Source organism: Acinetobacter wuhouensis (assembly GCF_001696605.3).
Lineage (GTDB): Bacteria > Pseudomonadota > Gammaproteobacteria > Pseudomonadales > Moraxellaceae > Acinetobacter > Acinetobacter wuhouensis.
In genome coordinates this window covers 3,165,077-3,186,962 of sequence record NZ_CP031716.1, presented here as the reverse complement: position 1 = coordinate 3,186,962, position 21,886 = coordinate 3,165,077, and the positions used below count along the sequence as shown (strand labels likewise).

Sequence of the window (21,886 nt, the reverse complement as noted above, 5' to 3'; positions counted from 1 at the left end):
TCCCATTAGAAAAATGAATCAAACATATTAAACAATGCACCACCTGGTGAACGAGGCGGATGAACATAGACCACTTCACCTGCCAGTGGTGGGGTGCGATTTTCAATTTTTACTCGTGCAGGGCGATCATTCCCCTCATAAATGACTTTGATTTGTGATGTCCATAAACGCCCCGTGCTTTCACTATAGAAAAGTGGCAAGGCAGGAACAGGCACATTCATACGATCAAAACGAAGTTGATGATTACTGACATTGTGAAAATCAATCGGCGTCACAGCACGAAAAGCACGAGGACGTAATAAGTTTAATTCAGTACGTCCATCCACAGATGTGGCATAGCACATTTCACCAAAACGATGATCGGGACCGAACCATGTGTCTTTAGGTTGAATCACTGGAATATCAAACAGTGGCTCTTTTTGCGCTTGAACAAAGCCTGAAACCCAAAGCGGTGTACTGATATAGAGTGTGCCTCTTTGCCCTGCGGGAATATAAATTGGGTCTACAGGACGAATCACTACAGAACGATCGGCTAAACGCGGCATCAGTTGAAAGGTCTTGTGCGTTTCTCTGAACATATAGCGTTCTACATGTAAGGGTTCAGGAAAACCAAAATTCACATCATGGATGCAATGCCATTGTTGTTCATAGTCATATTGAAACTGTGGACGATAATATTCTAAACGCCACTCTTGCAAGCCACGCGTCATGCGCATAATCATAGAGCCAAACTGCCATGCCTTAGATTGATGCAGTTCAAACTGTTGTTCTCCCCACCACTTGAGGTCGGGAAGTTCAGGTTCTAGATGTTCATTCTTCTTTGACAAATGTGTTTATCCCGTACATAAATGATCATTAAAAAATAGGCTTTGCAAATCATCAATTCTTTAAAAAACAGACTTCACGCTGTCATGCGCATAGAGTACACTCAAAGCAATTTAAATCATTAATATAAGTTGTAATGCAAGTCCTTAAACAATTACAAATACCCTATAGTTTTGCAAAACGACATGGCGTGTTATTGCGCTATGAGGGCGATCAAGTTTTTATTGTTCGTCGTCAGGATACCGCACAAATTGCAATACAGGAAGCACGTCGCTATTTAGGACGCGTTGCGCAACATCAGTTATGTTCTGAAACTGAATTTAATCAAATGCTCAGTTCTAGTTATGCAGGGGAAACTGGGGAATCTCAGCAAGTTGCCGCAGGTTTGGAAGATCATCCAGATTTGTTGAGTCTTGCAGATCAAGTGCCTGAAACTGAAGATTTGATGGATCAGGAAGATGATGCACCGATTGTGCGTTTGATCAATGCCTTATTATCAGAAGCGATCCGTGTCGGTGCGTCTGATATTCATATTGAAGCTTTTGAAAAGAAATTATCGGTACGTTTGCGTGTTGATGGTCAATTACGTGAGATCGTACAGCCACGCCGTGAGCTTGCACCTTTGTTGGTGTCACGTATTAAAGTTATGGCAAAACTGGATATTGCCGAAAAACGAGTACCGCAAGATGGTCGTATTTCTCTAAGGCTTGCAGGGCGTGAAGTGGATGTCCGTGTATCGACTTTGCCATCGTCACATGGTGAGCGTGTGGTGATGCGTTTGTTGGATAAGCAAGCAGGGCGTTTGAACATGACCCATTTGGGATTGATGCAAAGTGATTATGATCGTTTAACCACTTTGGTGCATCGTCCGCATGGAATTATTCTCGTTACAGGTCCTACAGGTTCGGGTAAAACCACAACACTTTATGCAGCACTTTCTGATCTGAATGATGGTTCTAAAAATATTCTCACTGCTGAAGACCCGATTGAGTATCAACTTGAAGGGATTGGACAGACACAGGTCAATACCAAAGTGGATATGACCTTTGCACGTGCATTGAAAGCTATGCTACGTCAAGATCCTGATGTGGTGATGGTCGGTGAGATTCGTGATCTTGAAACTGCGGAAATTGCAGTTCAGGCTTCGCTTACAGGTCACTTGGTGTTATCAACACTGCATACCAATACTGCGATTGGTGCGGTGACACGTTTAAAAGATATGGGTATTGAACCGTTCTTATTATCCAGTTCGTTGATTGGTGTGATTGCACAGCGTTTGGTGAGAACGCTTTGTTCGCATTGTCATACGTGGCGTGAAGCGGATGATTTTGAAAAAGAAGTATTTAAACCTGTTTCAAATGCAATAGATTTAAAACTTCCCGTGCCAAATGGTTGTGATCATTGTTCGCATACTGGATTTACAGGTCGTACTGCGATTTATGAAATTGTCCCTATAGACGAGCAAATGCGTCGTTTGATTCATGGTAATGCTGCGGAGTATGAGCTTGAGGAATATGCGCGCCGTGATGCAGGTTCGATTCGTGACGATGGTTTGCGTAAGGTTTTGGCAGGTAAAACTACAATGGAAGAAGTTTTACGTGTGACTAATGAAGCTACGGAGTGATGAGTAAATTATTCATTTATTTTGTCTTTTGCACTTATGGGCTGTTATCGTAAAGTCCAGCCCCAAGCAACGTTTGCAGAGCCTAATCAGGAACAGTGTTATCAGAAGTGTTTAGTAAGTTATAAAGGGAATGCTGAAGGTGCTCGAAATAAGTGTTTTCGCATAGCATCTAAATATAAGGAAGGGCGCTCATGTCATGGTGGGCATGGATCATAAAAGAATAATGAGAAATTTAATTATGAGAAATAATTTTGTGTTTTTGAATTTATTGGGAATCGTCTTTCTTTTTTCTCAACAAAGTTTTGCCAAGACTGATACATTTAAAGTATATCAGCAGTGTCCTGATGACTCAGGATTTCATTGTGATGTGATTCGAGAAGTGGATGGTAAAAAAGAAAAATACTTTAAAGATGTTAAAGAATCATGGATCGAGCAAGTGAATCAAGATTATTTTAAAGTGAAATCTTCTTGTGGTAGTCCTTGTCAGGTGACAAATTTTATCGGTCGAAATAGTAAACAAGATGACGTTACTGATGAATTTGTTGCGATAGATCCTAAGACTAATTGTCTTATCGAAACGGATACGCACAAATATAAATTGACAGCTCGTCAACTTAAATCAAATAAAGTGAATACATTGGCTAATTTAAATTCTGAAATTTTTAAGAAAATTGATATTTATAGCTTTGCTCCTTATCGTGATTTTCAAAGGAAGTCCTACTTTGATCAAAAAGGTAATCTATTTTTGAATTATGGTTATGACGAAACGGATACTCAGTTTGTTCAAAAGTTTCCAAATCCTTGTAAGTTATAAAGGGCAAGTGTTTGAGATAAATTTAGTATTAACAAGCTAGTATTGGAGAGCATACATGGATTTAAAGATAGATCTAGTTGACGTTGATGGATATCAATTAAAAGTTCTTGCTCTCAGAAGTTTTTATCAAATTTATAAATATGACTATATTGAAGATCCTTCTTTGAAATCTCGACCTTCTTGGGTGAATCAAAATTATGTATGTAAAAATATACTTTGGCGGAATGATGATCGAGGTGAAATAGGTTTTGCGGGAAAGAGCGCTTGTCGAATATTAAAGTTAGCGGAAATACATCATTTAGAAATAATAAATACATTGCCAGCAAAAGGTTCTGGTTCAACTGAACTGATAACAGTATTAAATTCAGAAAATAATATTGATTATAAAAAAGAGATATTTTTTGAGAGAGGTGCTTATTTTGATTATCATGAGGTTGAAATGATTCGGAAATTTAGTGGTTTAGGTGTAATGATTTTTGCTGATAGTTATGATTGTTGAATTTTGTCAAAACTATTGAATTTTTAACAATTGTAGATTGAGTATTGTTTAAAATACCTATTTAAATTCGTGGAACAATGGTTGAATACTATGAGCGAAACGTGAAAAATCTATAAAAAAGTCTAACCTGTGAAGATTAGGTATTTTGCTATGTGATAAGGTTATGATTTAAAATAAGAAATCATAGCCATTTCGCATAAGGTGTATTATGTTAATTTTAGGAAATCTTAAGTTCAATCAGACTAAATTTCTTTTTAATTGATCACATTAGCAATTGTTTTCACAATCTAATAATTTGGGAATTTTTAGCCAAATTGATTCAACTTTAGCAAAATCTCTCTCCTCTTCGATTTCAGGAATGTAAAACCGAATAGTATCTTTTAAAATATTAACTCCTAGCCCCTCTTCATCTTTAACCACACAAATATTATTTTCATTTAATATTGCTGTTAATTCTTTATAGGAAATTCCTAAAACTTGTTTATTAAATAAATAAAACATTGCATCTAAATCGTGAAGCTCTACTTCCGTTAGTCTATTCTTTTTGTCATACCAACACTTTATGCTTAGCTTTCCAAAGGAATCAACTGAATTTTGATTATATTCGGTCTTTGGAAGTACTCTATAATTTATACCAACAGCTTTTCGTACATCTTTACGATCACGAATACTATTAAATATGGTTAAACCATCATTATGACTATAATAAAAATTCATTTTTTACATATTTCTTAATAAAAATTATTTGATCAGCAGTTTACCATTTACTGATATTGTTAAAGCCGTCTGTCATTTTAACATAATGGGCGTTATGCGAAATCATAATTAAATAGTTTTTATTTTTCAATTTGTTAGTAAATTAGGAAACATCCTTTATCTGCAAAAGCCGATTACAAAAATCGGCTTTTGACCAATTATTTCTTAAAAAATCAAACAATCACATTTAACGTCACATCAATATTGCCACGCGTTGCATTTGAATAGGGGCAAACGATATGAGCAGCATCTACCAACTTCTGTGCTTCAGCTTGCTCCAAGCCTTCCAAATGAATATTTAACTTCACTTCAATCCCAAAACCAGTTGGAATTGGACCAATCCCGACTTCACCTTCGATATAAGCATCAGGTGTAATCTTTAAATGATCACGGTTGGCAACAAACTTCATCGCACCCAAGAAACATGCAGAATAACCCGCAGCAAAAAGCTGTTCAGGGTTTGTTCCACCACCCGCACCGCCCATTTCTGTTGGCACTGCCAATTTTACATCTAAAATATTATCCGAAGAGGTTGCACGACCATCGCGACCACCTGTTGCTTTGGCATGTGCGGTATAAACAGCTTTTTCTAAAGACATCATTCTTCCCTTTATGTTTTATTGAAAATATTATCCTGTCTGAAAATGTTGAAAGACTAAGCAGTGTTTTTGTAAATTTAGGCGAGATATTGTTGCGCCTTAAAGCGGACCTACGCTATTTAAAAAACTCACCAGATATTGTCCATTTTTTTGTTTTGTAATTCTACCAAAAGAAAAAGTTTGAGGCATTTCTTCAGAACCTTTGAGTTGGTATTCTGCATTGACCTTAAACGTTTTATATTTTGAGAATTGTTGTTCTAAGGCTTTAATTCCATAAAGATAAAAACCACGATCATCTGTTTGAAAATATACAGCAATTCGCTTTAACTCTTGAATTAAACAGCTTTGACAAAGTTTATGATCTTTTTCAATGTTTTGTGCATTTAAAATCAACTGAATGTCGAAACCATAAGATTCACATCCGACATTTTCAAGCCGAATGGATTGACCATTTTCTAATTGCGCTGTTTCTAAACCGTAGATTAACGGAAAATCATCCGTTGTATATTGAATTTGAAAACTGTGTTTTTGTACTTTATTTTTGAGTAAAACAGGTGTTGCGAGTCCACGAACACATTCTTTCTCAAAGTTTTGCTTGGCTTTAATATATTGCGGATTATCTTTTGCCAAAACGGGATTATGGATGAATGCTGAGAATAGGGCAGTTAAGAGTAGAATTTTGCGCATTATTTTGTTTGATTTATATTGAAAAATTAAGCTATTAGAAACGAAATATTCATGCCATTCAATAGATGTAATTTCTTAGAAGTAATATTGAGAATTAAACTAAAAATTAACCAGCTTACGATGCTGCATCAAGGGCATAGACGCACGAATCACTTCTTGTTCTGCTAAATCAAAAGGCACAGTTAAAAGTTGTGCACCTTCTTGATCAGTAATTTGTAAAATTTGCCCACGACTATTGCTCGCACCTGCATGTCCCCAAGTTTGACGCTTTTCACCATGCCAACCTTGTTGAGCAGCGCCCAAAACTTGACATTGACTGTCCATCGCACGTGCTTGAAGAAGCAACTGCCAATGCATTTCACCCGTGGTATAAGTAAAAGCAGCAGGCGCAGTTAGGATATTTGCACCTTGAGCACGTAGTGTTAAAGCAAGTTCAGGAAAACGTAAGTCATAACAGACCATCAAACCGATATTGCCAAACGGTGTTTTCGCAACAACCACGTCTGTACCAGGCTCAAAAAACTTAGATTCCTGATAACCACCTACAGCATCACCAACTTGCACATCAAACAAATGAATTTTGTCATAACGTGCTTCGGTACGTTCAGGGCTGATACATAAGCTGACGGTACGCACCCGACCATCTTCAATGATCGAACCATCAGGGCGGAAAGGGCAAGGCAAAGTCCCTGCAACAATCCAAATTTGATATTGATGAGCTAAATTTTCCAGACGCTGTTGAATTTCTTCAAAACGAGCAGCCGTTTCACGCTGTTTACCTGCCGCGAAACAGACAAAATTTTCAGGAAAAACAATCAACGATGCGCCATCTGCTTTACTTTGTTGTATCAACGACTCAATCACACTGAAGTTTGCTTCAATGTCATTTTGAGAATTCATTTGAACAACAGAAAGTAAAGTCATGTGCAATCCCTTTAAATGATGACAAACTTGGAAAGATTAAGCGTTTTGCTGATCTGAAGATACACAATCCATCGTATCTTGCTGTTTCTCAAGTTGTTTAACCAATGGCTCAAACATATTTTGGTTGTTTTCATTGAGCTTCATCAGCGTTTTGTGTGCATCGAGAACGGTACACAACATGGTGCTATGATTCACATTGTCGTCAATCAAAGCTTTGGTGCAGACCTGAGGGTCGCCACAATAATTTAAAATGACAAAAACCTGCCCCAAGCCCATGCTATTGGCTAGAGTGGTAATATCTGGATTTGTGGACAGCATCACGGCTTGGATGTGGTGTACTTGTTTCAGCTTTAAGCCAAGCTTGGCAAGTATTCCAAGAACTGTACTGTCTATAAATGTGGTTTGGGTTAAATCAACAATTGCGCCAGTGACGTTTTTTTGCTGTTCAATCCTCGCCAAAAGTTTGTCTAAGCTTATACAAGATTGGGCTCGCACTTCACCAATGAGTTTGAAGATATGCGTTCCATCCAAGCTTGCATATTCAACATGACCTGTTGACATATAAATGCCATTTGCAGAGAAGGATAGGAAAATTATCACATAGCGCAACTCTATACTCAAGCATTTGCGTATAGCTTATTAGTCTAATTTATTATATGTGATTGATTGTAAAGTTAATTCATTCTTCGGAGACTGAGGATGGCAATATCATCTGCGACGTGATCTGGCGCGCGGAATGATTGATTTTGCAAATCATAGACCAATTGTGCGAACTGTTCGTTCAAACCACCTTTATAAGGTTCAAGCGCACCATCTGAACAAATAATAAACCGAGCATGTTTGGTTAATGTACATTGGAATTCTTCAACTTCAAGGTCTTCTGTGAGACCGAGGGGGAAACTACTGGTGTTTAAAACGCGAGGAGCTTGATTCGGTTCCAAAATAATCGGTGGAGGATAGTGTCCTGCACTCGACCATTTTAAAGCATGGGTTTCTAAGTTTAGAATACCAGCAACCATAGTGATGTGCTTTTCAATATTTTCTTGAACGAGCATGCCATTGAGTTTTTTGATTAATTCTCTCGGTGTTTTAGAGCGACCATGAAATGCCGCCATCCAAGAGGTCAGTAAAGAACTGGTCACACCATGCCCTGAAACATCAGCGAGATAGAACATGATTTCTTTATCGCTAATTTTCCAATAATCGTACCAATCACCAGACAAATATGCAGAAGGTTGAAATAACGTCTCAACCTTATAATTTTGTAGTTCAATTGGGTTGGGTAATAGTTTCTTTTGTAATTCAGCAGCAGAGGGAAGATCACGACTGTCTTGGTTACGCTTATATTGCGCATCGATTTTTAAAAGCGAACCCTCAAGATTGATGGGTAGCTTTGTCCAAATCCAACCCGCTAAAGCACCCAATTCCCATGCTTGAGACAATTCAGCACCTTCATTTTCTTGCGCAATAACAATAGTGGGCAGTGCCCATTGATGTTGTAAAAAGTCATGCACATCGGCGATCGCAATTCGGGTCGGGTCATAAAGATGAATATCTTCAATCGTAATCATTTGCAAACTCGGAAGTGTATTTAACACTTGTTCAAGATTTGAAATTTGGCGACTTGGCTGAATGAAATACATGAATGAAATGAATGACCTTTAATGGGGATAAACAGCGTGATTTAATAGATTTACTATAGATGACACGACATTGCTAGCAAAACGATAAGAATGACTAGCAATGAAGTTTAACAAAATATTAAGCTTATTGCTGAGTGTTAGAGTCAGTACTATCATCTGGACTCGTAACGTCATCACTTTCGTCTTCGTCATCTACAAAGGCAACAGCTTCCTCACCTTTGCCTTTCTTCTCAGCAATTTGGAAAGCCAAACGTTGTAAATAGATGTCACGAATTGCTGCATAGCGATCACCTTGTAATACGCTTTCAACATCGAGAAGTTTAGCACGTGTATTGATACCGCCTAAAACACGATTTCCCCAGATTAAACCTGTTTGACCATTGTCATCCATTGGATAAGTAATTGGATTTGCATAACCTTCGGCAACATAGTCACCGACGTGACGAATGGTACTTGGTCCTAAAATAGGAAGCATCAAATAAGGACCACTTGGAACACCATAATACCCTAAAGTCATACCTAAGCTTTCTTCTTCAGTCGCTAAACCTAGACGTGTCGCTGGATCAGCCATACCTAAAGAAGTAACTGTATTAATTGTAAAGCGACCTAAAGATTTTGCTGCACGACTAAATCGACCTTGAGCGAGTTGGTTTACTGCATTCCATGGTTCACTTAGATTTTTACGGAATAAACTATAAGAAGAGCGAACATCTTCTGGAGTCTTCTCTTTATATTGAACCGCAATAGGTCTGAAAATATTACGATCTAACATATCGTTAAATGCATAAACTTCACGGTTTAAGGGTTGTAATGGGTCTTTTACAGCATCAGGTTGAGCCGCATTTGCATTTACCTTGAGATCATTTTTAGTAACATGCTTAAGTTCTTTTAAGGCTGTCAATCTCGGATGTTTTGACGTTGCTGTAGTAGTTGTGTCATCTATAGCAGGCTTATCATCCGAAACAGACGCTGTAGACAAAGCATTGTTTGCATTTTCTTGAGTAGATGACTCTTCTTGAGCAAATACATGGCTCGTTAAGCCAATGCTGAGTAAACAAGCCCAAAGTGTATGATAAGGACGCATACGATTCCTTGAAGTATTTTGAAAATAAAATGAGTCAATAATCAAATTAAAGACGGCTAATTATATTCTAACAAGAGTTATTCGATTTGTATTAGAACAAATTTGATCAAAAAATGTGAATAAATATGATTTATGAGTGAAAAATAAACAGACAACACACTTTTTTAAAAATAAATTCTAAAAGGGGTTGCGTCTGACCTGAAATACTGTAGAATGCACATCCATCGGCGGTGATGAAGATTAAAACTTCTGATAAAACAGTGACTTAGTTAAGATTGATTGGGTTGGGTTTTAGAGAGAAAGTTTAAAATAATTTGAATTACTGGTTGACTTTGAAGAGATTCGGAGTAATATAGCCGACCTAGCTTGATGCTGACGAAGCATTGAGAAGATCATTAAGAGAATATGAAGAACAACTTGTGTGGATTTTTACTGATTGATTGATCGAAATATTATCATTGATTGATTGGTTTAAATTACTCGAAGTTTATTTGAGAGAATTTGTCAGAAAATTGATGAGCCAGAATTGTGACCTTAAGTCACTAATGATTTTAACTGAAGAGTTTGATCATGGCTCAGATTGAACGCTGGCGGCAGGCTTAACACATGCAAGTCGAGCGGGGGGAGTTGCTTCGGTAACTGACCTAGCGGCGGACGGGTGAGTAATACTTAGGAATCTGCCTATTAGTGGGGGACAACGTTTCGAAAGGAACGCTAATACCGCATACGTCCTACGGGAGAAAGCAGGGGATCACTTGTGACCTTGCGCTAATAGATGAGCCTAAGTCGGATTAGCTAGTTGGTGGGGTAAAGGCCTACCAAGGCGACGATCTGTAGCGGGTCTGAGAGGATGATCCGCCACACTGGGACTGAGACACGGCCCAGACTCCTACGGGAGGCAGCAGTGGGGAATATTGGACAATGGGGGGAACCCTGATCCAGCCATGCCGCGTGTGTGAAGAAGGCCTTATGGTTGTAAAGCACTTTAAGCGAGGAGGAGGAGCTCTTGGTTAATACCCAAGATGCTTGGACGTTACTCGCAGAATAAGCACCGGCTAACTCTGTGCCAGCAGCCGCGGTAATACAGAGGGTGCGAGCGTTAATCGGATTTACTGGGCGTAAAGCGTGCGTAGGCGGCTTTTTAAGTCGGATGTGAAATCCCCGAGCTTAACTTGGGAATTGCATTCGATACTGGGAAGCTAGAGTATGGGAGAGGATGGTAGAATTCCAGGTGTAGCGGTGAAATGCGTAGAGATCTGGAGGAATACCGATGGCGAAGGCAGCCATCTGGCCTAATACTGACGCTGAGGTACGAAAGCATGGGGAGCAAACAGGATTAGATACCCTGGTAGTCCATGCCGTAAACGATGTCTACTAGCCGTTGGGGCCTTTGAGGCTTTAGTGGCGCAGCTAACGCGATAAGTAGACCGCCTGGGGAGTACGGTCGCAAGACTAAAACTCAAATGAATTGACGGGGGCCCGCACAAGCGGTGGAGCATGTGGTTTAATTCGATGCAACGCGAAGAACCTTACCTGGTCTTGACATAGTAGAAACTTTCCAGAGATGGATTGGTGCCTTCGGGAATCTACATACAGGTGCTGCATGGCTGTCGTCAGCTCGTGTCGTGAGATGTTGGGTTAAGTCCCGCAACGAGCGCAACCCTTTTCCTTATTTGCCAGCACTTCGGGTGGGAACTTTAAGGATACTGCCAGTGACAAACTGGAGGAAGGCGGGGACGACGTCAAGTCATCATGGCCCTTACGACCAGGGCTACACACGTGCTACAATGGTCGGTACAAAGGGTTGCTACACAGCGATGTGATGCTAATCTCAAAAAGCCGATCGTAGTCCGGATTGGAGTCTGCAACTCGACTCCATGAAGTCGGAATCGCTAGTAATCGCGGATCAGAATGCCGCGGTGAATACGTTCCCGGGCCTTGTACACACCGCCCGTCACACCATGGGAGTTTGTTGCACCAGAAGTAGGTAGTCTAACCGTAAGGAGGACGCTTACCACGGTGTGGCCGATGACTGGGGTGAAGTCGTAACAAGGTAGCCGTAGGGGAACCTGCGGCTGGATCACCTCCTTAACGAAAGATTGACGATTGGTAAGAATCCACAACAAGTTGTTCTTCATTGATGTATCTGAGGGTCTGTAGCTCAGTTGGTTAGAGCACACGCTTGATAAGCGTGGGGTCACAAGTTCAAGTCTTGTCAGACCCACCATTCTGACTAACGAAGCATGAAAATGCTGAATACAGAAAATTAGATATATTGGTCTTAAGCTGGGGACTTAGCTTAGTTGGTAGAGCGCCTGCTTTGCACGCAGGAGGTCAGGAGTTCGACTCTCCTAGTCTCCACCACGTATTTTAAAGAGTACGGGCTAAATAGATTATAGAATTTAGTAAGTATAAGCTTATTAAGTTCTGTGATTTATCACAGTTTACTACGCATCGACGAGATGGTAGTTAATCATTAACAGAATATATTTGAGTTGAAATAAATTGTTCATACTCGTTTTAATTAACCTAACAAGCAATTGTGAAAGTTAAATGAAATGAGTTACTAGCGATTAAACTGAATCAAGCGTTTTGGTATATGAATTTAGATTGAAGCTGTACAGTGCTTAGTTGCACAGTACTTCAAACTGTAATGTTGATTATCCTACTTGTAGGGATGAGCGACTGTTTGGGGTTGTATAGTCAAGTAATTAAGTGCATGTGGTGGATGCCTTGGCAGTCAGAGGCGATGAAAGACGTAATAGCCTGCGATAAGCTTCGGGGAGGCGGCAAATATCCTGTGATCCGGAGATTTCTGAATGGGGGAACCCACTTATCATAAGATAGGTATCGTAACATGAATACATAGTGTTACGAGGCAAACGAGGGGAAGTGAAACATCTCAGTACCCTTAGGAAAAGAAATCAATTGAGATTCCCTCAGTAGCGGCGAGCGAACGGGGATCAGCCCATTAAGTTATATGTGTTTTAGCGGAAAGCTCTGGGAAGTGCTACCGTAGAGGGTGATAGTCCCGTACACGAAAGGGCACATATAATGATGACGAGTAGGGCGAGGCACGTGAAACCTTGTCTGAATATGGGGGGACCATCCTCCAAGGCTAAATACTCCTGACTGACCGATAGTGAACCAGTACCGTGAGGGAAAGGCGAAAAGAACCCCTGTGAGGGGAGTGAAATAGATCCTGAAACCGCATGCATACAAGCAGTGGGAGCCGACTTGTTCGGTGACTGCGTACCTTTTGTATAATGGGTCAGCGACTTATATTCAGTAGCAAGGTTAACCGTATAGGGGAGCCGTAGAGAAATCGAGTCTTAATAGGGCGCATAGTTGCTGGGTATAGACCCGAAACCGGGTGATCTATCCATGAGCAGGTTGAAGGTTGGGTAACACTAACTGGAGGACCGAACCCACTGTCGTTGAAAAGCCAGGGGATGACTTGTGGATAGGGGTGAAAGGCTAATCAAACTCGGTGATAGCTGGTTCTCCCCGAAAGCTATTTAGGTAGCGCCTCGGACGAATACCATTGGGGGTAGAGCACTGTTTCGGCTAGGGGGTCATCCCGACTTACCAAACCGATGCAAACTCCGAATACCAATGAGTACTATCCGGGAGACAGACTGCGGGTGCTAACGTCCGTAGTCAAGAGGAAAACAATCCAGACCGCCAGCTAAGGTCCCAAAATCTATATTAAGTGGGAAACGATGTGGGAAGGCATAGACAGCTAGGAGGTTGGCTTAGAAGCAGCCACCCTTTAAAGAAAGCGTAATAGCTCACTAGTCGAGTCGGCCTGCGCGGAAGATGTAACGGGGCTAAAATATAGTACCGAAGCTGCGGATTTACACGTAAGTGTAAGTGGTAGGGGAGCGTTCTGTAAGCCGATGAAGGTGTGTTGAGAAGCATGCTGGAGGTATCAGAAGTGCGAATGCTGACGTGAGTAACGACAAAACGGGTGAAAAACCCGTTCGCTGAAAGACCAAGGGTTCCAGTCCAACGTTAATCGGGGCTGGGTGAGTCGACCCCTAAGGCGAGGCCGAGAGGCGTAGTCGATGGGAAATTGGTTAATATTCCAATACTTCTGTGTAATGCGATGAGAGGACGGAGAAGGTTAAGTCAGCCTGGCGTTGGTTGTCCAGGTGAAAGGTAGTAGGCATGCATCTTAGGCAAATCCGGGGTGCTCTATGCTGAGAACTGATAGCAAGCTAGTTTACTAGCGAAGTGGCTGATACCATACTTCCAAGAAAAGTCTCTAAGCTTCAGTTACACAGGAATCGTACCCGAAACCGACACAGGTGGTCAGGTCGAGTAGACCAAAGCGCTTGAGAGAACTCTGCTGAAGGAACTAGGCAAAATGGTACCGTAACTTCGGGAGAAGGTACGCTGTTGTTGGTGATGGAACTTGCTTCCTGAGCTGACGACAGCCACAGAAACCAGGCCCCTGCAACTGTTTATTAAAAACATAGCACTCTGCAAACACGAAAGTGGACGTATAGGGTGTGATGCCTGCCCGGTGCTGGAAGGTTAATTGATGGGGTTAGCGTAAGCGAAGCTCTTGATCGAAGCCCCAGTAAACGGCGGCCGTAACTATAACGGTCCTAAGGTAGCGAAATTCCTTGTCGGGTAAGTTCCGACCTGCACGAATGGCATAATGATGGGGGCGCTGTCTCCAGCAGAGGCTCAGTGAAATCGAAATCGCCGTGAAGATGCGGTGTACCCGCGGCTAGACGGAAAGACCCCGTGAACCTTTACTGCAGCTTGACATTGAACTTTGATCTTACTTGTGTAGGATAGGTGGGAGGCTTTGAAGTGGCGACGCTAGTTGCCATGGAGCCGTCCTTGAAATACCACCCTGGTAATATTGAGGTTCTAACTCTGTCCCGTTATCCGGGACGAGGACCATGTCTGGTGGGTAGTTTGACTGGGGCGGTCTCCTCCTAAAGAGTAACGGAGGAGTACGAAGGTGCGCTCAGCGTGGTCGGAAATCACGCGTAGAGTATAAAGGCAAAAGCGCGCTTAACTGCGAGACCCACAAGTCGAGCAGGTACGAAAGTAGGTCTTAGTGATCCGGTGGTTCTGTATGGAAGGGCCATCGCTCAACGGATAAAAGGTACTCTGGGGATAACAGGCTGATACCGCCCAAGAGTTCATATCGACGGCGGTGTTTGGCACCTCGATGTCGGCTCATCTCATCCTGGGGCTGAAGCAGGTCCCAAGGGTATGGCTGTTCGCCATTTAAAGAGGTACGCGAGCTGGGTTTAGAACGTCGTGAGACAGTTCGGTCCCTATCTACCGTGGGCGTTGGAAATTTGAGAGGATCTGCTCCTAGTACGAGAGGACCAGAGTGGACGAACCTCTGGTGTACCGGTTGTGACGCCAGTCGCATCGCCGGGTAGCTATGTTCGGAAGGGATAACCGCTGAAAGCATCTAAGCGGGAAGCCTACCTCAAGATAAGATTTCCCTAGGACTTTATGTCCTCTAAAGAGCCGTTGAAGACTACGACGTTGATAGGTTGGATGTGGAAGCATGGTGACATGTGAAGCTGACCAATACTAATTGCTCGTGAGGCTTGACTATACAACACCCAAACAGTTGTGTTGTATGCATCAATCGATTCAAAACCAAACAATCAGTAATGATTGACCTTGATTTAGTTCAAAAGCTAGATACAATTACCAACTCAAATTATCCTGTTAATAACTCATTTGGAAAAAACCTTAGCATACACGTAAGACTAAGCAAGTATCCATAAACAGTTTGCTGGCGACAATAGCAAGAGTGAACCACCTGATCCCTTCCCGAACTCAGAAGTGAAACCTCTTAGCGCTGATGGTAGTGTGGGGTTACCCATGTGAGAGTAAGTCATCGCCAGCTTTTAAATTTAAACACCCTCAACTAGAAATGGTTGGGGGTGCTTTTTATTGTAGGGTGAAAAGTATAAATATTTTAAATTTGATTAAAGTATTAAAAAATCCTGTAAAAGGGCTTACTATTATATAAAGTGTTAAATTGCTGATTGATTTATATTCTAATTTTATTTTATGGAGTGATGATGTGGATTGGTACTCAAATGAACAATTCGAAAAAAGCTTATTAAGCGTAAAATTTACTGGAAGTGACCTAGAGCAACATGGTGTGAGCATTTACGATCTATCAGAAAGCTTATTGGCAATTCAGAGAATTATTCATAAGGCACATTTAGCACAAGAAAATAAACTTTATAAAGGTTCCTATCCTAAACGAGAAATAAGAGAAAAACTGGCGTTACAGCTTGGTTCGCGAAAGAAAGGTTCTGATTTGTTCGCTTTAGTACCTTTAATTGCAGACAATGATATTTTAAAGAAAGCTTTCGATTACGTTATTTCAGGAATAGTTGGTTATTATACTGGAGATGTAATTGAAAGATTGAAGAAAGAAAAAGATGATAATAAAAAAATATTCATAGGTGCTATTCATACTGAAGTGGCAAATATTGTTAATAGAATAGATACTGTTGGTGGCGTTGAAGGGATAAGTATTGGTTCACCATTGCTAGGCAGGGAAACGATAGCCGCTTTTGATTCAGGAACAAAAGATTATTTAAGTGCCATTAAAGACGAATATTATTTAGGCTCATATACTGAAATAATTGGAAGTGTTTATAAGTTTTATCCTAATAGTAATTTAGTAGGGGTTAGGCGTTCAGGTGGTAGTACTGTTTCTGTATGGCTTAGTAAGGAAGATTTTGATCAAATACGTTATTTGAAAGAGCGTAATCCAATATATTGTTTTAAAGGTCATCCTAAATATAAATTTGGTGTTGAGACGAAAAGGATTTCAGAATTTGATGCTGATGAAATTGAATACATTGATAAGGAATAGTATAAAACTTATGTATAGAATATAGGTATATTCGAAATGAAACTTATTCTCCCGAAGATGGTGAAGAATTACATCTTCCTGAACTTGTTTATTGGTCATCTTTAGGTGATATAGAACAAGTTGAAAAGTGTTTAGCTGATGGCGCAGATGTAAACACGACTGATGATGAAGGCTATAGTGCATTACAAGCTGCTGCTGAAAACGATCATTTAAAAGTTGTTAAACTATTGGTTGCAAAAGGTGCAAATATTCATTTTAAAGCTGAATATACTGCACTTGAACTTGCTGAAATGGCTGAAAATGAGGATATTGTTAACTATTTAAAAAGTTTATAAGTTCAAATCAATGAAAGAAGTTTTTCAATAGCTATAAAAAATAAACCCCATCATCCTGATGGGGTTCTTTCATATCGGTTAGTTAGATCTGACTCCTGTCGAATCTCACATTCCTGATGCTCAGACGCTTTATTATTGTTTTTGTCTGGGAAACTTCCTGTTCCCTATAACTATAGATTAGGACATTTCTTAAATGCTGTATATTCGTGAAAGTCATCATGGTTTGTAGGCTAAAGCTTACACTGTCATATTCGACAAGGCTAAGTTTAAAATTTCACTAATCTAATAGGCTCATCACATCATCTTCAGATAATTTAACTTCATTTTCATGGTCAATGCTAAGAATTGATTTAGCTAAATCAGCTTTATTTTTCTGTAAAGCTAAAATTTTCTCTTCAATACTTTGATTGGTAATCAATTTATAGACAAAGACAGGTTTATCTTGCCCAATACGCCATGCACGATCTGAAGCTTGATCTTCAGCAGCAGGGTTCCACCAAGGATCATAATGAATCACAGTATCCGCAGCGGTTAAGTTCAGCCCTACACCACCTGCTTTTAAGCTGATTAGGAATACTGGAATATCACCATTTTGGAATGCTGTAATGACTTCATCACGTTTCTTTGTTTGCCCAGTAAGTTTAACACTCTTAATTTTTAAAGTTTTTAAGTGATTTTCAATCAATTGCAACATGGTGGTGAATTGAGAGAAGATCAAAATCTTACGACCTTCTTCCACCATGCCTTGTACCATTTCCAATAATTGCTCAAGTTTTGCTGATTCTACATTTTGTGATTTAACTTGATCGAGATCCAATAAACTTGGATGACAGCAGACTTGGCGTAATTTCAATAAAGCACTCAAGATTTGAATTTGGCTACGATGAAACCCTTTGGCTTGAATCAATTCACGAATATTTTTTTGCATCGTCGCACGAACAGCTTCATACAATTTAGATTGCTGTTCATTCATGTCAATATTGACTTCAATCGTGGTTTTTTCAGGAAGTTCTTTGGCAACTTCAGTTTTTAAACGACGTAGCATGAACGGTTTTACACGTGAAACAAGTTTATTTTTAATATTAATATCGGCATGCTTTTCGATCGGATTGCGATATTTTTTATTAAATAATTCCTGACTATATAAGAATCCTGGCATTAAAAAGTGGAACAGTGACCAAAGCTCACCTAAATGGTTTTCCATCGGTGTGCCAGTGAGGCACAGACGATGTTTGGCTTTGAGCTGACGCACCACTTGCGATGCTTTTGCACGTGGGTTTTTAATATTTTGAGCTTCATCCAAAATCAATAAATGATATTGATGGGGTAATAAAAACTCTTCATCTCGCCCAAGTAGCGGATAGGTACTGAGGACAATGTCTGCATCTTGAATTTCTTGGAAATGCTCTACGCGATCATGACCTTGTAGTACTAAGACTTTGAGTTCAGGAGTGAATTTCTCGGCTTCTTTACGCCAGTTATGCATCAAAGAGGTCGGTGCGATAATCAATGCAGGTGTTTTATTTAGACGTCCCGCTTGTTTTTCTAAAAGAATATGCGCAAGGGTTTGAGCTGTTTTACCTAGCCCCATGTCATCTGCAAGCACACCACCATGTTCAGTTTCTCGAAGGAATTGTAACCATGCCAAGCCTTGTTGTTGATAAGGGCGCAATTCACCTTGGAAACCTTTCGGTGTCGGAATGTGCTGTTGGTAGCTATTTACCAATTTATCTACAAATAACTGTAGGCGCTCATTGGTATGCCAAGGCATGCCCAAGTGATGCTGTAGGTCTAAAAATTGTGCAGCATCATACTGGTCTAAAGAAGCGGATTCAGGATGGCGTAAAATTTCTTTTAGGTATACCAAAATTGGTTTGATGTCTTTCACTTTAAGCGCAAGTTGGCTATCTGTTGCATCGAAGTAGACGACAATAAAACCATCTTCATTCAGTTCATCAATATAATCATCTTCTAAAAGATGAGGATTACGTTCTACTGCATAACCGAGTAGGTCGATTAAGTTATAGGTGTTGCCATTCATATCTTGAATGGTTGCACCGACATTAAACCAATCTTGTTTTTGTTCAGATTCTGTCAATGCCAACTGCATGTTTTGCGTTGATTTAAGATTAAATAGACTGTCTTTGGTATGTTCAACTTTCCAGCCGAGCAATTCAATTTTATTATCAGGAAGAAGTTGGCTAATCCATGCATTTGGATCTGCACAAATAATTGAATTTTCAGTGATAGCATCAAAAGCTGGACGTTTACTCTTAGGGATTTTACTGATCCATTGCGATGATTTAACTGAACGCATTAAGGCATCAATATGTGATTTTTCTGTACTTAGATCACGTTGTTGTTTAATGGTTTTTTCATTTACATTGGTAATAAAGTTATCTTCAATAAAGCCTGCTTTAATTCGACCTGCAGGATATTCAAACTCTATTTCAGCAATAGCATAATGATGCATATGACCTAAACGATCATATTGTGGATGTGTGCCGAAACGTAAAATAGGCGTTGGTTTTCCCGTTAATGTTTCAATATTTTGCGCAAATTGAGCTTGCGGTAAATTTTCAAAAACTGGATAGGGTTGAATCACTTGCTCAAACTCTGCCAATAATTCAACCGGCATTTGCGGCATGTTCATCAATTCATCAATCATTTCACTTGAATATGTAGAATCAAGTGCACCGATTTGATTTTTTGAAATATCTAAGTAACTTGGTGGATGAGAATGAACAATATAAATTTGCTTTGCATGTTCAGTCGAAATTTCAAAATCATCTTGATCAAAAAACTGTGCTTTTAATTTTTCAGTTTTTTCATCAGGACGTGATTGCCAATTGAATTCGATTCGATAGGTTTCTTCTGACCATGTTAATGCTGGTCGGATAATGTCTAAGCAGTAAACTTCACCCGTTTGAATCGCAGTTTTTAAATGATCCTGATAAATGCCTGAGATATCCCATGACATCGGATAAAAATGTGCATTATTAAAATTTTGCTTGGCAAAGAAGTAAAGGGAACTAAACAGTTTCTTTTCTTGTTTTGAGACTTTTAATTTTTCATTCAAAACATTGTCATAGCTGGTATAGAGGGTCGTGTCGCGAACCTTACCATCTTTATTACGTCGTGTTTTGAACACACTCAGTTGTAATTTGGTCGAGCCATTTTTAGGTTGAAATATATAAATCAGTTGATGGTGTTGATGAGCTTCAGCATGTTTAATTTGCTGTAATTGTACTCTAAATTGTTCTAGCCATAACTTTGCAGTCCCAAGTTTTGGATTACTTTTGGTGGCTTGAGTTTGATCCGTATTGTGAATGGCTTGAGGTGCAGAAGGATTAACCCCTTGATGATCATAAAAATAACGTGCCAGTGCTGCAGCATGTTTGCAATCGATTCCAACCGGACAACTACAATCGGTATCGACAATTTTATTTTTGAGTGGATTGAAAATAACAGCTGTTTCGTAGTAATCCGTACCTTGAACTTGTGCTTCAATCACAAGATTATCGCGGTCAGGATAGATTTCTAATGATTTTAAATCAATTTTTTTGACGTAGCTAACGCTACGTTGAATGGTTGCAGTACTGAAGCGTGATAAAAATTGATTTAATGTTGCCATTATTTAGAAAGCTAAATTCAAAAATAGAGTTGGGGACAGTGTAACGGATTTTTCAGAATGAATCTGAAATTAATAAAAAATATTGAGCTAAATTGTCATATTTTTTCGAATAAAATGAACATTTATGCAACTTCAAATTCATCAAAATCTGTCAGTATGAGTTCACTATAAAATAAAGCAGGATGCTGAGAACAATGAAACCTAATCCAATTTACTATACAGATCAGCACTTTGCATTCGCAGATTCAGTTCGTAAGTTCGTTCAAAAAGAGCTTTTACCTTATGTCAATGAATGGGAAGAAACTGAAACTTTTCCTCGCGAACTCTATAAACAAGCCGCTGATATTGGATTATTGGGTATTGGTTTTGATGAAAATTATGGTGGGATCGCAGGAACGGATGCTTTTCACGTTTTATTATCCTCAATAGAACTTGCCAAAACAGGCTCAGGTGGCTTGTGTGCATCTTTACTTTCGCACTCAATCGGTGCACCACCGATCAATCATTTTGCCTCGCCTGAAATTAAAGAAAGTGTACTCACACAAATTTTGGCAGGTGAAAAAATTTCGGCATTGGCGATTACCGAGCCAAGTGGTGGTTCAGATGTTGCGGCATTAAAAACTTCGGCAATCCGTGATGGTGATGATTATATTTTGAGTGGTGAAAAGACCTTTATCACCTCGGGGATACGTGCAGATTATTATACGGTTGCTGTGCGTACTGATCCTGATGCCAAAGGACCAAACGGTATTTCGATGATTCTTGTGGATGCACATAGTCAGGGTATCACCAAATCCAAATTGGATAAGATGGGGTGGTGGGCATCAGATACGGCACATTTACATTTTGACAATGTCAGAGTACCTGCAAAGAATCTTTTGGGAGCGGAAAATATGGGCTTCCTTGTGATTATGAATAATTTCAACATGGAGCGTTTTTTCCTTGCAGCGAGTAGCTATGGTTTTGCATTGACGTGTTATGAAGAGGCTTTGGAATGGGCAAAAGAGCGTAAAACTTTCGGTAAGCGTTTGGTTGATCATCAAGTGGTACGGCATAAATTGGTGGATATGGCGACTCGTTTAACCACAACTTTGGCGCTACTTGAGGATACGGCTTATCGTTTGGGCAAACCTGAGTTGCAGGGCAATGAGTTGATTGCACAGATTTGTATGTTGAAAAATGTCGCTACGCAAACCATGCAATTTTGTGCCGATGCAGCAGTGCAAACCCTTGGCGGTATGGGTTTTATGCGAGGCACAAAGTCTGAACGGATCTATCGTGATGTGAAGGTGAATATGATTGGTGGTGGTGCAGAGGAAATTATGAAAGATCTTGCGAGTCGTCAGTTGGGGTATTGATTTTATTTAAAATCACGTATTTTCAATAGACTCCTAAAGTAGTTGAAAATGATTAGTGATTGATAGGGACATTCAAATAGAAAGTCGCTTCTCCTTGGAGAAGGTTAGGGTGAGGGGTGTTTAAATAGAAAACCTCTCCCTAACCCTCTCCTGAAAGGAGAGGGAACATTCAATATTAATTCAACTTATGCGTAAAAATTGATTTTTTATAGAGCTAAGACGTAAAA

At 39.9% G+C, this 21,886-nt stretch carries 15 protein-coding genes, 2 tRNA genes and 3 rRNA genes; 11 read left to right on the top strand and 9 right to left on the bottom strand.

Annotated features, from left to right (window positions below; translation table 11 throughout):
- Positions 1-5 precede the first annotated feature (5 nt).
- Positions 6-827, bottom strand: coding sequence for a hypothetical protein (locus BEN71_RS15825; RefSeq protein WP_068973317.1), 822 nt, complete (start codon positions 825-827; stop codon positions 6-8).
- 134 nt (positions 828-961) lie between these two features.
- Between BEN71_RS15825 and gspE the strand changes: the two genes are divergently transcribed.
- The 3 genes from gspE to BEN71_RS15810 all read left to right on the top strand — a co-directional run bounded on the left by gspE (position 962) and on the right by BEN71_RS15810 (position 3,762).
- Positions 962-2,449: a type II secretion system ATPase GspE gene (gene gspE, locus BEN71_RS15820; RefSeq protein WP_068973318.1), complete on the top strand. Its 1,488-nt coding sequence runs from the start codon at positions 962-964 to the stop codon at positions 2,447-2,449.
- A gap of 196 nt (positions 2,450-2,645) precedes the next feature.
- Positions 2,646-3,263, top strand: coding sequence for a hypothetical protein (locus BEN71_RS15815; RefSeq protein WP_227542621.1), 618 nt, complete (start codon positions 2,646-2,648; stop codon positions 3,261-3,263).
- A gap of 55 nt (positions 3,264-3,318) precedes the next feature.
- Positions 3,319-3,762, top strand: a complete 444-nt coding sequence (locus tag BEN71_RS15810; RefSeq protein WP_068973320.1) for a hypothetical protein — start codon at positions 3,319-3,321, stop codon at positions 3,760-3,762.
- Positions 3,763-4,029: 267 nt separating this feature from the next.
- On the opposite strand, the gene BEN71_RS15805 is transcribed toward BEN71_RS15810, so the two are convergent.
- From BEN71_RS15805 to BEN71_RS15775, 7 genes are all read right to left on the bottom strand, one after another.
- Positions 4,030-4,479, bottom strand: coding sequence for a hypothetical protein (locus BEN71_RS15805; protein ID WP_068973321.1), 450 nt, complete (start codon positions 4,477-4,479; stop codon positions 4,030-4,032).
- Positions 4,480-4,691: 212 nt separating this feature from the next.
- Positions 4,692-5,117, bottom strand: a complete 426-nt coding sequence (locus BEN71_RS15800) for an organic hydroperoxide resistance protein (protein WP_068973322.1) — start codon at positions 5,115-5,117, stop codon at positions 4,692-4,694.
- Between the two features lie 99 nt (positions 5,118-5,216).
- Entirely contained in the window at positions 5,217-5,804 is a 588-nt protein-coding gene (locus BEN71_RS15795; RefSeq protein WP_068973323.1) for a hypothetical protein, read from the bottom strand.
- Positions 5,805-5,903: 99 nt separating this feature from the next.
- Entirely contained in the window at positions 5,904-6,728 is an 825-nt protein-coding gene (locus BEN71_RS15790) for a carbon-nitrogen hydrolase family protein (protein WP_068973324.1), read from the bottom strand.
- Positions 6,729-6,764: 36 nt separating this feature from the next.
- Positions 6,765-7,289 carry an anti-anti-sigma factor GigB gene (gene gigB, locus BEN71_RS15785; protein ID WP_068973325.1) on the bottom strand — a complete coding sequence of 175 codons (525 nt, stop codon included), beginning with the start codon at positions 7,287-7,289 and terminating at the stop codon, positions 6,765-6,767.
- A gap of 113 nt (positions 7,290-7,402) precedes the next feature.
- On the bottom strand, positions 7,403-8,371 hold the full coding sequence (gene gigA, locus BEN71_RS15780) for an RsbU family protein phosphatase GigA (protein WP_068973326.1): 969 nt from the start codon (positions 8,369-8,371) through the stop codon (positions 7,403-7,405).
- A 124-nt stretch (positions 8,372-8,495) separates the two neighbouring features.
- Complete coding sequence (locus BEN71_RS15775) at positions 8,496-9,455, bottom strand: MlaA family lipoprotein (protein ID WP_068973327.1); 960 nt, start codon at positions 9,453-9,455, stop codon at positions 8,496-8,498.
- A gap of 552 nt (positions 9,456-10,007) precedes the next feature.
- Here BEN71_RS15775 and BEN71_RS15765 point away from each other — a divergent pair.
- From BEN71_RS15765 to BEN71_RS15735, 7 genes are all read left to right on the top strand, one after another.
- Positions 10,008-11,546 (top strand): 16S ribosomal RNA (locus tag BEN71_RS15765).
- A gap of 59 nt (positions 11,547-11,605) precedes the next feature.
- A tRNA-Ile gene (locus tag BEN71_RS15760) sits at positions 11,606-11,682 on the top strand.
- A 61-nt stretch (positions 11,683-11,743) separates the two neighbouring features.
- Positions 11,744-11,819: transfer RNA gene (locus tag BEN71_RS15755), tRNA-Ala, on the top strand.
- A 337-nt stretch (positions 11,820-12,156) separates the two neighbouring features.
- A 23S ribosomal RNA gene (locus BEN71_RS15750) occupies positions 12,157-15,048 on the top strand.
- 182 nt (positions 15,049-15,230) lie between these two features.
- Positions 15,231-15,345 (top strand): 5S ribosomal RNA (rrf, locus tag BEN71_RS15745).
- Together the 16S, 23S and 5S rRNA genes with 2 tRNA genes alongside form the textbook arrangement of a ribosomal RNA operon.
- A gap of 135 nt (positions 15,346-15,480) precedes the next feature.
- The gene (locus BEN71_RS15740) at positions 15,481-16,332 is read left to right on the top strand and encodes a hypothetical protein (protein WP_152033050.1); all 852 of its coding nucleotides are present in this window, start codon (positions 15,481-15,483) and stop codon (positions 16,330-16,332) included.
- Positions 16,333-16,361: 29 nt separating this feature from the next.
- Positions 16,362-16,667, top strand: a complete 306-nt coding sequence (locus tag BEN71_RS15735) for an ankyrin repeat domain-containing protein (RefSeq protein WP_068975178.1) — start codon at positions 16,362-16,364, stop codon at positions 16,665-16,667.
- Positions 16,668-16,944: 277 nt separating this feature from the next.
- Here the strand turns inward: BEN71_RS15735 and BEN71_RS15730 are convergent, their stop codons facing one another.
- A complete protein-coding gene (locus BEN71_RS15730; protein WP_068975177.1) occupies positions 16,945-20,301 on the bottom strand; it encodes a DEAD/DEAH box helicase in 3,357 nt (1,118 codons plus the stop codon).
- A 194-nt stretch (positions 20,302-20,495) separates the two neighbouring features.
- Here BEN71_RS15730 and BEN71_RS15725 point away from each other — a divergent pair, with 194 nt between their 5' ends.
- Positions 20,496-21,659 carry an acyl-CoA dehydrogenase family protein gene (locus BEN71_RS15725; RefSeq protein ID WP_068975176.1) on the top strand — a complete coding sequence of 388 codons (1,164 nt, stop codon included), beginning with the start codon at positions 20,496-20,498 and terminating at the stop codon, positions 21,657-21,659.
- Positions 21,660-21,886 lie beyond the last annotated feature (227 nt).

Bases quoted from the DNA above. Each gene is read 5' to 3' on its own strand.
- gspE (WP_068973318.1), top strand. From the start codon at position 962: ATGCAAGTCCTTAAACAATTACAAATACCCTATAGTTTTGCAAAACGA.
- BEN71_RS15815 (WP_227542621.1), top strand. From the start codon at position 2,646: ATGGTGGGCATGGATCATAAAAGAATAATGAGAAATTTAATTATGAGA.
- BEN71_RS15810 (WP_068973320.1), top strand. From the start codon at position 3,319: ATGGATTTAAAGATAGATCTAGTTGACGTTGATGGATATCAATTAAAA.
- BEN71_RS15805 (WP_068973321.1), bottom strand. From the start codon at position 4,479: ATGAATTTTTATTATAGTCATAATGATGGTTTAACCATATTTAATAGT.
- BEN71_RS15800 (WP_068973322.1), bottom strand. From the start codon at position 5,117: ATGTCTTTAGAAAAAGCTGTTTATACCGCACATGCCAAAGCAACAGGT.
- BEN71_RS15795 (WP_068973323.1), bottom strand. From the start codon at position 5,804: ATGCGCAAAATTCTACTCTTAACTGCCCTATTCTCAGCATTCATCCAT.
- BEN71_RS15790 (WP_068973324.1), bottom strand. From the start codon at position 6,728: ATGACTTTACTTTCTGTTGTTCAAATGAATTCTCAAAATGACATTGAA.
- gigB (WP_068973325.1), bottom strand. From the start codon at position 7,289: ATGTCAACAGGTCATGTTGAATATGCAAGCTTGGATGGAACGCATATC.
- gigA (WP_068973326.1), bottom strand. From the start codon at position 8,371: ATGTATTTCATTCAGCCAAGTCGCCAAATTTCAAATCTTGAACAAGTG.
- BEN71_RS15775 (WP_068973327.1), bottom strand. From the start codon at position 9,455: ATGCGTCCTTATCATACACTTTGGGCTTGTTTACTCAGCATTGGCTTA.
- BEN71_RS15730 (WP_068975177.1), bottom strand. From the start codon at position 20,301: ATGGCAACATTAAATCAATTTTTATCACGCTTCAGTACTGCAACCATT.
- BEN71_RS15725 (WP_068975176.1), top strand. From the start codon at position 20,496: ATGAAACCTAATCCAATTTACTATACAGATCAGCACTTTGCATTCGCA.